Origin of the sequence: Williamsia sp. Leaf354 (assembly GCF_001424365.1) — a bacterium.
Taxonomy (GTDB): domain Bacteria; phylum Actinomycetota; class Actinomycetes; order Mycobacteriales; family Mycobacteriaceae; genus Williamsia_A.
Genome location: NZ_LMPL01000002.1, coordinates 622492 through 634469, shown reverse-complemented (window position 1 = coordinate 634469; position 11978 = coordinate 622492). Strand labels below are relative to the sequence as shown.

General features: G+C 70.5%; 9 protein-coding genes. All 9 read left to right on the top strand.

Annotated elements, in window-relative coordinates:
- Positions 1-2: 2 nt before the first annotated feature.
- The 9 genes from ASG12_RS10995 (at position 3) to ASG12_RS10955 (ending at position 11975) form a co-directional block, all read left to right on the top strand.
- A complete protein-coding gene (locus ASG12_RS10995) occupies positions 3-629 on the top strand; it encodes a potassium-transporting ATPase subunit C (protein ID WP_055789117.1) in 627 nt (208 codons plus the stop codon).
- Between the two features lie 33 nt (positions 630-662).
- Positions 663-3314 (top strand): sensor histidine kinase, encoded by a 2652-nt coding sequence (locus tag ASG12_RS10990; RefSeq protein WP_055789584.1) that lies wholly within the window; start codon positions 663-665, stop codon positions 3312-3314.
- Positions 3314-4021 (top strand): response regulator, encoded by a 708-nt coding sequence (locus ASG12_RS10985; protein WP_055789114.1) that lies wholly within the window; start codon positions 3314-3316, stop codon positions 4019-4021. The genes ASG12_RS10990 and ASG12_RS10985 overlap by 1 nt, the downstream gene beginning before the upstream one ends.
- 38 nt (positions 4022-4059) lie before the next feature.
- Positions 4060-4494: an OsmC family protein gene (locus ASG12_RS10980; protein ID WP_055789112.1), complete on the top strand. Its 435-nt coding sequence runs from the start codon at positions 4060-4062 to the stop codon at positions 4492-4494.
- A 34-nt stretch (positions 4495-4528) separates the two neighbouring features.
- Positions 4529-4849, top strand: a complete 321-nt coding sequence (locus ASG12_RS10975) for an acylphosphatase (protein WP_082501863.1) — start codon at positions 4529-4531, stop codon at positions 4847-4849.
- A 99-nt stretch (positions 4850-4948) separates the two neighbouring features.
- Entirely contained in the window at positions 4949-8557 is a 3609-nt protein-coding gene (gene smc, locus ASG12_RS10970) for a chromosome segregation protein SMC (RefSeq protein WP_055789106.1), read from the top strand.
- Positions 8558-8599: 42 nt separating this feature from the next.
- Entirely contained in the window at positions 8600-10006 is a 1407-nt protein-coding gene (gene ftsY, locus ASG12_RS10965) for a signal recognition particle-docking protein FtsY (protein ID WP_055789102.1), read from the top strand.
- 243 nt (positions 10007-10249) lie between these two features.
- Entirely contained in the window at positions 10250-11632 is a 1383-nt protein-coding gene (locus ASG12_RS10960; RefSeq protein WP_055789098.1) for an ammonium transporter, read from the top strand.
- Between the two features lie 4 nt (positions 11633-11636).
- Positions 11637-11975, top strand: a complete 339-nt coding sequence (locus ASG12_RS10955) for a P-II family nitrogen regulator (protein ID WP_045822416.1) — start codon at positions 11637-11639, stop codon at positions 11973-11975.
- The last annotated feature ends 3 nt before the right edge of the window (positions 11976-11978 follow it).

Genomic DNA, 11978 nt, shown 5'->3' with positions numbered 1-11978 from the left:
ACATGCTCGTCATCCGAAACGTCGTGCGCCAGTCGCTCGTCGGTCTCGCCGTGCTCATCGGCCTGACGCTGCTGTTGGGCGTGGCCTATCCCGCCGCGGTGTGGGGCGTCTCGCGCCTGACCACCCACTCCGCCGAGGGATCGCAGGTCACCGACGCCAACGGGTGCGTCGTCGGGTCGAGACTGCTCGGCGTCGACGTCGCGGTTCCCGCCGGTACGCCCGATCCCTATCTGCACTCACGGGTGGTCGGCTCGGCCGACGACCCCTTCGCCCCCGGCGACCCGTCGGCGTCGGCGGCGAGCCAGCAGGGACCCAACAGCGAACTGCTCGCCAAGAACATCGCGGCACGCCGTGCGGCCATCGCGGCCCGCGAGGGCATCACGCCCGGGCAGGTCCCCGTCGACGCCGTCACCGGGTCGGGTTCCGGGCTCGACCCCGACATCAGCGAGTCCTATGCGGCGCTGCAGGTGCCCCGGATCGCCCGCGTCCGCAATCTGACCCCGCAGCGCGTGCAGGCGGTGATCGACGCGCACACCTCCGATCGCCAGCTCGGGTTCCTGGGCCAGTCGCGCGTGAACGTCCTCGAGGTCAACATCGCGTTGGGCGCCACGGCACCGAAGTGCGGGTAGCGGGCGGTGGCGGCGTCCGACGATGATCGTGTGGTGACCACCGGACCCGAGAGCGCCGAACGGCGCGGCACCCTGCAGATCTTCCTGGGCTGCGCTCCCGGCGTCGGCAAGACCTACGAGATGCTGGCCCAGGCCGCGACGCTGGCGGCCGAGGGTGCCGACGTGGTCGCCGCGGTCGTCGAGACGCACGGTCGGACGGGCACCGCACGGATGCTCGAGGGCATCGAGGTCATCCCGACGGTGACGATCGAGTACCGGGGCACCGTCCTGTCCGAACTCGATCTGGAGGCGGTGCTGGCCCGCGCTCCCGACGTGGTGTTGGTCGACGAACTCGCGCACAGCAACGCCCCCGGCAGTCGCAACGCCAAGCGGTGGGAGGACATCCGCGACATCGTCGACGCCGGCATCTCGGTGCTGTCCACGGTCAACATCCAGCACCTCGAGAGCCTCAACGACGTCGTCGCCCAGATCACCGGTGTCACCCAGCGCGAGACCGTCCCCGACGAGATCGTGCGGGCCGCCGACGCGATCGAACTGGTCGACATCGCCCCCGAGGCGCTGCGGCGCCGCCTCGCCGCGGGCAAGGTCTACCCGGGTGAGCGCATCCAGGGTGCGCTCGTCAACTACTTCCGCCAGGGCAACCTCACGGCCCTGCGGGAGTTGGCGCTGCTGTGGCTCGCCGACCGGGTCGACGACTCGCTGGCCGACTACCGCGCCGAACACGCGATCACCGACACCTGGGAGACCCGCGAACGCGTGGTCGTCGCGGTCACCGGTGGCCCCGAGTCGGCGACCCTGCTGCGCCGCGCATCACGGATCGCCTCGCGGTCGAGCGCGGAGCTGATCGCGGTGCACGTGGTCCGCGGCGACGGCCTCCTCGACCGACTCTCCGGGGAGATGCCCTCGCTCACCGAACTGGCCGCCGGTTTCGGCGCCCGGATCCACACCGCGGTGGGCGATTCCATCCCCGAGACCCTCCTCGACTTCGCCCGCGGCGTGAACGCCACGCAGCTGGTGATGGGGACCTCGCGCCGATCACGTTGGCAACGACTCCTCGACGAGGGGACCGGGGCCACCGTGGTGCGGATGTCGGGGAAGATCGACGTCCACATGGTCACCCACGACCAGGCGCGACGACGCAACCGGCTCGACATCCGCGAGACCCGTCTGCATCGACCGCTGAGCTGGGTGCTGGCGGTGGTGGTCCCGTGCGTGGCGGCCGCCGCGATCTTCGGTCTCGACCGGTGGCTGGGGTTCGCCAGCGAGACCGCGATCTTCTTCGTGGTGGTGCTCGCGATCTCGATGCTCGGCGGTGTCGGGCCCGCGGCGCTCACCGCGATCACCTCGGGACTGCTGCTCAACTTCTTCTTCACCGCACCCCGCTACACGTTCACCATCGACAGCGTCGAGAACCTGTCGACGATCGTGGTGATGTTGCTGATCGCGATCGCCGTTGCCGTGCTGGTGGATTCGGCGACCGTGCGGAGGCGGGAGGCCACCCGCGCGGCCAGGGAGGCCGAGCTGCTGACCACCTTCGCCGGGGCGGTGCTCCGTGGACAGGGCCTCGCCACCCTGCTCGATCTCGTCCGGACCACCTTCGATCAACGGTCGGTGTCGGTGGTGCGGATCGACGAGGGCGCCTCGGCCCCGGTGGTCACCGACGCGGTCGGCGACGACCCGGCGACCGCCCCGGCGCAGGCCGACACCGTCTGCACCGTGCCGTCGGGGCCCTACGCGTTGCTGCTGCGCGGCCCGGTGGTGACCGGCCGCGACCGTCGGGTGCTGACCGCCGTTGCGTCGCAGGCCGCCGCGGTGGTGGAGCGCCGCCAGCTCGCCGAGGAGGCCTCGAACGCCAAGGCGCTCAGCGAGACCGACCGACTGCGGCGTGCCCTGCTCTCGGCGGTGAGCCACGATCTGCGGACCCCGCTCGCCGCGGTGAAGGCCGCGGCGTCGAGCCTGCGCAGCACCGACGTCTCGTTCTCGGCCGAGGACACCGCCGAGCTGTTGGCGACGATCGAGGAGTCGACCGACCACCTCACCGCCCTGGTGGGCAACCTGCTCGACTCCTCGCGTCTGGCCGCCGGCGTGGTGCGACCGCAGATGAAGTTCGTCTATCTCACCGAGGTCGTCAGCCGCGTGCTGGTGGGCATGTCGGCCTACGACACGCGCCAGCTCGCCCGGGTGCGACTCGAACTCGGTGACACGCTCGTCTACGCCGATCCCGTTCTGCTGGAACGCGTGTTGGCGAACCTCATCGACAACGGGTTGCGGCACAGTGGGCGCGGTGACGGATACGGGGCAGAGGGTGAGGGCGAGGTGACCGTGTGCGCCGAGGTCGTCACCGAGGGGCCCGGCCAGGGCAGCGGCACCTCGACCTCGGTCACCGATCCCGACGCCCCGACGCGCGTGCTGATCCGCGTCATCGACCACGGCGCGGGGATCGCCCCGGCCGATCGCGAGCAGATGTTCGCCGCGTTCCACCGCGTCGGTGATCAGAACGCCAGTTCCGGTGTGGGGCTGGGTCTGTCGGTGGCGCAGGGTTTCACCGAGGCGATGGACGGTCGGCTCGAGGCGATCGACACCGATGGTGGGGGACTGACCCTCGTCGTCGACCTCCCCGGTGCGCCGGGGGAACCACGACCGTCCGACGACCACCTCGCGCGCGAATCCCTGGGGGGCCACTGATGTCACAACCGCAACCGGTCGAGCACACACGCGTCCTCGTCGTCGACGACGAGCCGCAGATCCTGCGCGCGCTGCGCATCAACCTGAACGCCCGTGGATTCGACGTGACGACCGCCTCGACCGGTGCCGGTGCACTGCGTGCGGCCGCCCAGACCAACCCCCAGGTGGTGATCCTCGACCTCGGCCTGCCCGACATCGACGGGTTCGAGGTCCTCGAGGGCCTTCGCGGGTGGACGACCGTCCCGGTGATCGTCCTCTCGGCGCGCACCGACTCCGGCGACAAGGTGCAGGCCCTCGACGCCGGCGCCGACGACTACGTGACCAAGCCGTTCGGGATGGAGGAACTGCTGGCCCGTCTCCGTGCCGCCGTCCGGCGCGCGAGCGCACCCACCCCGGGGCTGGAGGAGCCCGTCGTCGACGCCGGGTCGTTCGTGGTGGACCTGCGCGCGAAACTCGTCACCCGGGAGGGGACCGACGTCCATCTCACCCCGACCGAATGGGGTGTGCTGGAGATGCTGGTGCGCAACGAGGGCAAGCTGGTGGGGCAACGCGAGCTGCTCCACGAGGTGTGGGGACCCTCCTACGACTCGCAGACCCACTATCTGCGCGTGTATCTCGCGGGTCTGCGACGCAAACTCGAACCCGATCCGACGCACCCGCGCCACCTCATCACCGAGGCCGGGATGGGGTACCGCTTCGTCCGGTGAGCGGAATTCGCGGTCTGCTCACGGTGTTCAATGCTGCTATGAGTACCGAGAACACCACCCCCGCCGCCACGACACTCTGGGTCGAGCGCACCGGCACCCGCCGCTACACGGGCCACAGCTCGCGCGGCGCGCAGGTGCTCGTCGGGTCCGAGGACGTCGAGGGCGTCTTCACCCCGGGTGAGCTGCTGAAGATCGCCCTGGCCGCGTGCACCGGGATGAGCTCGGACGCACCGCTGGCCCGGCGCCTCGGCGACGACTATGCCGCGACCGTGCGCGTCTCCGGCGCCGCCGACCGCGACGCCGAGGTCTACCCACGGCTCGACGAGGAGCTCGACATCGACCTGTCCGGGCTCGACGCCGACACAGCGCAGCGTCTCCTCACCGTGGTGGCCCGCGCCGTCGACGCGTCGTGCACCGTGGGCCGCACCCTCAAGGCGGGCACCGAGGTATCGCTCACCCTGCCGACACGATGAGCGACCCTCCGACGCCGACCCGGAGGGTCGCCGAGTGAGAATCGAGCGCAGCGAGGATCGGAGCGAAAGCGGGCCCTCCGACGTCACTGTGCGGCTCACGGCGTGGGTGCACGGGCACGTGCAGGGTGTGGGGTTCCGCTGGTGGACGCGGGCGCGTGCGCTCGAACTGGGGTTGGTCGGGCACGCCACCAACCAGCCCGACGGACGGGTGCTCGTCGTCGCCGAGGGCCCCGGCGAGGCGGTGGACAGTCTGCTGCGGCTCCTGCGGGGCGACACCACCCCGGGTCGGGTCGAGCTGGTGGTCGACGACACCGGACCCGCCGTCGGTGGACTCGTCGGGTTCGTCGAACGGTGAACCGAACCGACAGGTGAGACGGAGGTTTCGGCCCGGTGACCGCCGGGCGACGAGTCGGATGTCCACCGACGGTGTGCCACGTGGGTAATCTCTACCGTCGTGCACCTCAAGAGCCTGACGCTGAAGGGATTCAAGTCCTTCGCGTCGGCCACCACCCTGAAGTTCGAGCCAGGGATCACCTGTGTCGTCGGACCGAACGGGTCGGGTAAGTCGAACGTCGTCGACGCTCTGACCTGGGTGATGGGGGAGCAGGGGGCCAAGGCCCTGCGCGGCGGCAAGATGGAGGACGTCATCTTCGCCGGCACCTCCGGGCGTCCGCCGCTGGGCCGCGCCGAGGTCACCCTCACCATCGACAACTCCGACGGCGCCCTGCCGATCGACTATTCCGAGGTCTCGGTCACCCGGCGCATGTTCCGCGACGGCGCCGGCGAGTACGAGATCAACGGCAGTACGTGTCGCCTGATGGACGTCCAGGAACTGCTCAGCGACTCCGGCATCGGACGCGAGATGCACGTCATCGTGGGGCAGGGGCGACTCTCGGCGATCCTCGAGTCGCGTCCCGAGGACCGTCGCGCCTTCATCGAGGAGGCGGCCGGGGTCCTCAAACACCGCAAGCGCAAAGAGAAGGCCGTCCGCAAACTCGAGTCGATGCAGGCGAACCTCGCCCGCCTCACCGACCTCACCGACGAGCTGCGTCGACAGCTCAAGCCGTTGGGTCGCCAGGCCGAGGTCGCCCGGCGCGCCCAGACCGTGCAGGCCGACCTGCGTGACGCGCGTCTGCGGCTGGCGGCCGACGACCTGGTGACACTGCGGACCGCCATGGCCGAGCAGACCGCCACCGAGACCCTCATCCGCGAGAACTCCGACCGCGTGGCCGCCGATCTCGATCGGGCGACAGCCGAGATGACCGACCTGGAGACCGAGGTCGCGGCGATCGCGCCCGCCGCGCAACAGGCCGCCGCGGCCTGGTTCCGGCTCTCGGCCCTCGCCGAGCGGGTCGACGCGACCCGGCGCGTCGCCTCCGAGCGGGTGCGACACCTCGCCGAACCCGTCGTCGCGGCCGCCACCGGACGCGATCCCGACGAACTCGACGCCCAGGCTGCTGCCGCCGCCGAGGAGGAGGAGATCCGCGCCTACGCGGTCACCGAGGCCGATGACGCACTCCAGGCCACCCGCGGGTCGCTCGCCGCAGCGGAATCGGTTGCCGCGCAGGCCGACAGGGCCCATCTGGCGGCGGTGCGCGCGGTCGCCGACCGGCGTGAGGGATTGGTGCGCCTGGAGGGTCAGGTCACCAACCTCGCCACCCGCGCGGGGTCGACCGACGCCGAGGCGGCCCGTCTGTCGGCCGCGATCGTCGACGCCGACCGGCGCGCCGACGAGGCGCAGGCCGAACTCGACACCGTCGCGGCGACCGTCGGCGACCTCGACGCGACCGAACGCGGCCTCGACGAGCACCACGAACGCAGCGTCGTCGCCCTGAACCACGCGAACGAACGTGTCGCGGAGCTGCAGGCCGCCGAACGCGCCGCCGAACAGCGGGTCGCGTCGCTCACCGCCCGCATCGAGGCGTTGTCGACGAACCTCACGCGCAAGGACGGTGGCGCCTGGCTGCTGTCGAACGACGTTCGGGGACTGCAGGGTTCGGTGGTCGACCTGGTGAAGGTCGCCCCCGGCTACGAGGCCGCGATCGCCGCCGCGCTCGGTCCCGCCGCCGACGCCGTCGCCGCCGATGACACCGACGCCGCCCGCACCGCGCTCGCGACCCTGAAGGACGCCGACGCCGGCCGTGCCGCACTGCTGCTCGGCGGGTTGACCGCGCCGCGGCGGCAGGGCTCCTCGCTGCCGACCGGTGCGCGGTGGGCCGCCGAGGTGGTGACCGCTCCGGAGCAACTGCGTGGCGCCGTCGACCTGTTGCTCGCCGACACCGTCGTCGCCGACAGCGACACGGTCGCCGCCGACGTCGCCGCCCGCGCTCGTGAGGCCGGCGACCGCCTGCACGTGGTGACCCTCGACGGGGACGTGCTGGGTCCGGGATGGATCAGCGGCGGCTCCGACCGTCGACCGTCGACCCTCGAGTTGCAGGCCGACATCGATTCCGCCAAGGCCGATCTCGTCATCACCGCCCACCAGGGTGAGGAGATCGCCGCGGCGCTCTCGGGTGCCCTCGGCGAGCAGGAGGCCCGTCGCCAGTCGGCCGACGACGCGCTGGTCGCACTGCACGAATCCGATGCGGCCGTGGGCGCGGTGTACGAGCAGCTCGCCCGCCTGGGGCAGACCGTGCGCGCCGCCCGCGACGAGTCGGCCCGGCTCGCCGCCCAGCGCAGCACGATCGAATCGGGTCGCACCGCCGCCCTCGCCGAACTCGCCGAGATGGAGGAGCGGCTGCGTGCGGCGCAGATCGACCCCGACGACGACGAGAGCGATCTCGACACCGACGGTGAACGTGTCGCCGCGGCCGGTGCCGTCGCCGAGGCGCGTACCGCCGAGACCGAGGCCCGGCTGGCGCTGCGCACTGCCGAGGAACGTCTGGCGTCGGTGCGGGGCCGTGCTGATTCCCTGCGTCGCGCGGCCGAATCCGAGCGTGACGCCCGTGCGCGTGCCGAACGACAGAACCGCGCCCGGGCGCACGCCGCCGCAGTGGCCGAGGTGGTGGTGACCGCCGCCGACGACATCATCGCCCGACTGGGCGGAGCGGTGGCCGACGCCCAACGGACCCGCGACGGCCTCGAGACCGCCCGTACCGAACGTGCGGCGCTGCTCGACGCCGCCCGACGCCGGGTCGCCGAGCTCACCGGCGAGCTGAACCGACTGCGTGATCGCCTCCACGCCGACGAGGTCGCCGGGGCGCAGGCCTCGCTGAGGGTCGAGCAGCTCGAGGAGCAGATCGTCTCCACCCACGCCATCGGGCTCGACGACCTGCTCGCCGAGTACGGCCCCGATGTGGAGATGCCGCCGACCGAGCTCGAGATGACCGAGTACCGGCAGGCCGTCGAGCGCGGCGAGATCGTGGTCGCGCCCGCGCCCATGCGGTTCGACCGCGCGGCCCAGGAGGCACGCGCCAAGCGTGCGCAGAAGGACCTCACCACGCTGGGCAAGGTCAACCCGCTCGCCCTGGAGGAGTTCGCCGCACTCGAGGAGCGCTACACGTTCCTCTCCACCCAGCTCGAGGATGTCCGCAGCGCGCGTCGTGACCTCCTCGACGTCGTCGACGACGTCGACGCGAAGATCCTGCAGGTGTTCACAGAGGCCTACGCCGACGTCGAGCGCGAGTTCGTCGAGGTGTTCAAGACCCTGTTCCCCGGGGGCGACGGACGCCTGGTGCTCACCGACCCCACCGACATGCTCACCACCGGCATCGAGGTGGAGGCCAGGCCGCCGGGCAAGAAGGTCAAGCGGCTCTCGCTGCTGTCGGGCGGGGAGAAGTCCCTGACCGCCGTGGCGATGCTCGTCGCGATCTTCCGGGCGCGGCCCTCGCCGTTCTACGTGATGGACGAGGTGGAGGCCGCCCTCGACGACACGAACCTACGGCGCCTCATCCGGTTGTTCGAGCAACTCCGGGAACGCTCGCAGCTCATCGTCATCACCCACCAGAAGCCGACGATGGAGATCGCCGACGCGCTCTACGGGGTGAGCATGCAGGGCGACGGCATCACCACCGTCATCTCCCAGCGCCTGCGCGGGGTCGACGTCACGACCTTGGGCGCCTGATCGGCCCGTCGGCGCCCGGGCGTCGGCTGACACAATGATCGGGTGAACACCGAACTCATCATCGGCATCGTCGTCGGCGTGATCGTCGCGATCCTCGCCGTCGTGTTGATCGCCCGCGTCGTCGCGAACCGGCGCCGTATCTCGTTGCGCGACGGCACCTCGACCGACCAGCCGACCCGTGAGGTCGATCGCTCCGGCGGCTACCAGGCGGGCGGCGGTTTCACCTTCAGCCAGGGTGGCGGCGCCGGTCTCGCCGATCCGCCGTCGGAGACGACATCGGTGCCCCCGCCGACCGTGACACCGCCGGCCACCACCTACGAGCGCACAGAGACCGACGGTCAACCCGGTGTCGGCGACGACGCGTCGGTCCCGCGCGACTCCGCGCAGCGGGGGATGAAAGACATCTCCCTGCCCGATCTGGACACACCGGATCTCGACACGCCGGATGGTGACACGGCCGGCACCGAGCCCGAGACGGCCGACACCGATGCCTCGGCCCTCGCCACGCCCGCGCCGCTCGACGTCATCGAGCCCGTCGACGGCCGGTTGCTCCGTCTGCGCGGCCGCCTGGCCCGCTCGCAGGGCACCCTCGGCAAGGGCGTGCTGGGACTGCTCGGTGGCGGCGATCTCGACGAGGACTCCTGGGAGGAGATCGAGGACACGCTCATCTCGGCCGACCTCGGCAGCGCCACCACCGCCCGCGTCGTCGACGCGTTGCGCACCGGGTTGGCGACGTCGTCGGTCCGCACCGCCGCAGAGGTCCGCGCACTGCTCCGAACGGTGCTGATGGCCGAGTTGATGCCCGATCTCGACCGCTCGATCCGGGCGCTCCCGCACGCCGGCGTACCTGCGGTGCTGCTCGTGGTGGGCGTCAACGGCACGGGCAAGACCACCACCGTCGGCAAGCTCGCGCGCGTGCTGGTCGCCGACGGTCGCCGCGTGCTGCTGGGCGCGGCGGACACCTTCCGCGCCGCGGCCGCCGATCAGCTGCAGACCTGGGGGGAGCGCGTCGGGGCGCAGACCGTCCGGGGACGCGAGGGTGCCGATCCCGCGTCGGTCGCGTTCGATGCGGTCGCCACCGGTGTGGCCGACGGCGTCGACGTCGTGGTGGTCGACACCGCGGGCCGGCTGCACACGAAGACCGGTCTGATGGACGAGCTCGGCAAGGTCAAGCGCGTCATCGAGAAGAAGACCGCCGTCGACGAGGTGCTGCTCGTCCTCGACGCGACGACGGGCCAGAACGGGATGATGCAGGCGAAGGTCTTCGCCGAGGTCGTCGCGATCACCGGCGTCGTGCTCACCAAGCTCGACGGCACGGCCAAGGGCGGCATCGTCTTCCACGTGCAGCACGAGCTCGGGGTGCCGGTGAAACTCGTCGGACTCGGCGAGGGTGCCGACGATCTGGCGCCGTTCGAGCCGGGTGCGTTCGTCGACGCCCTGCTGGGCTGAGCCGGCCCGCACCCGACCCGCTGCGCCCGTTTTGCCCGATCGCGCGAGTCGTTTGCCTCTGCTCACGACTTTCTGACCTGGGGCGATACCTGCCCGAAATATGGGGCGCCGATCCGTTCACACCCGGGAAACATGCAGTAGCCATCACCGAAACATCCGGATAGGAAAGTTCTCCCAGATCGAAGCCGCGGCCTCATGTCGTGGTGGTGAAAATCGAGGAGGAATAGGGTGGCTTACCCCGCAATGGGTGTCCCGGATACCGGTGACACCGCCTGGATGCTCGCGAGCGCAGCGCTCGTGTTGCTGATGACCCCAGGTCTGGCGTTCTTCTACGGCGGCATGGTGCGCGCCAAGAACGTCCTCAACATGATCATGATGAGCGTCATCTCGATGGGCATCGTGACCGTGCTCTGGGTGCTCTACGGATTCTCCTTCGCCTTCGGCGACGACAAGGGGAACATCATCGGCGACCCGGGGCAGTACCTCGGGCTCAAGGGTGTCATCAGCGGCAACGGCGCGGCTGCGGTCGCCGCCGATCCCGCCACCGGGACCGCGGCCTCCGAAGCGGTCAACATCCCGCTCTTCGGCACCCTGCCGCTGTCGGTGTTCGTCGTCTTCCAGCTCATGTTCGCCATCATCACCGTGGCCCTCATCTCCGGTGCCGTGGCCGACCGCATGAAGTTCAGTGCCTGGGCCGCGTTCACCGTGCTCTGGTCGACCATCGTGTACTTCCCGGTGGCGCACTGGGTGTTCGCGTTCGACGGCTACACCGGTGAGACCGGCGGCTGGATCGCCAACAAGCTCAAGGCGATCGACTTCGCCGGCGGTACCGCGGTCCATATCAACGCCGGTGTCGCGGGCCTCGTCCTCGCGATCATCCTCGGCAAGCGTCGCGGCTGGCCCGGCACCCCGATGCGTCCGCACAACCTGCCGTTCGTGATGCTCGGCGCCGGTCTGCTGTGGTTCGGCTGGTACGGCTTCAACGCCGGTTCGGCCACCGCGTCGAACGGTGTCGCGGGTTCGACCTTCCTCACCACCACCGTCGCCACCGCCGCGGCCATGCTCGCCTGGCTCGTCGTCGAGGTCATCCGCGACGGCCACGCCACCTCGCTCGGTGGCGCATCGGGTGTGGTCGCCGGTCTGGTCGCCATCACCCCGTCGTGTTCCTCGGTGAACGTCCTCGGCGCGCTCGTCATCGGCGTCGTCGCCGGAGCCATCTGTGCCCTCGCGGTCGGACTCAAGTACAAGCTCGGCTTCGACGATTCGCTCGACGTCGTCGGTGTCCACCTCGTCGGCGGTCTCATCGGAACGCTGCTGGTCGGACTGGTCGCCACCCACCAGGCGCCGGCTGCGGTCGACGGTCTGTTCTACGGCGGGGGATTCGATCAGCTGTGGCGCCAGGCGGTCGGTGCGTTCGCCGTGCTCGCCTACTCGGCCATCGCAACTGCCATAATTGCCCTGATCATCAAATTCACCATCGGACTCCGTATCGATCCCGAGGGTGAAGCCGAAGGCGCCGACGAGTCGCAACACGCCGAGTCCGCCTACGACTTCGCCGCACTCGGTGGAAGCTCCGGAAGCAGCGCATTGAGCCAGAGCGGCGTCGCTCTCGGCAAGGAGGGATGAGTCAGTGAAACTGATCACAGCAATCGTCAAGCCGTTCACGCTGGAGGACGTCAAGACCGGGCTCGAGCAGGCCGGGGTCCTGGGCATGACGGTCAGTGAGGTTCAGGGCTACGGCCGCCAGAAGGGCCACACCGAGGTCTACCGCGGTGCGGAGTACTCGGTCGACTTCGTGCCGAAGGTCCGCGTGGAGGTCGTCGTCGACGACGCCGCCGTGGACAAGGTGGTCGACGTCATCGTCGAGGCCGCGCGCACCGGCAAGATCGGTGACGGCAAGGTCTGGGTCTCGCCGGTCGACTCGGTGGTGCGGGTGCGCACCGGCGAGCGTGGCGGCGACGCGCTCTAGAGG

Coding starts and splice junctions, on each gene's coding strand:
- ASG12_RS10995 (WP_055789117.1), top strand. CDS start 3: ATGCTCGTCATCCGAAACGTCGTGCGCCAGTCGCTCGTCGGTCTCGCC.
- ASG12_RS10985 (WP_055789114.1), top strand. CDS start 3,314: ATGTCACAACCGCAACCGGTCGAGCACACACGCGTCCTCGTCGTCGAC.
- ASG12_RS10980 (WP_055789112.1), top strand. CDS start 4,060: ATGAGTACCGAGAACACCACCCCCGCCGCCACGACACTCTGGGTCGAG.
- ASG12_RS10960 (WP_055789098.1), top strand. CDS start 10,250: ATGGGTGTCCCGGATACCGGTGACACCGCCTGGATGCTCGCGAGCGCA.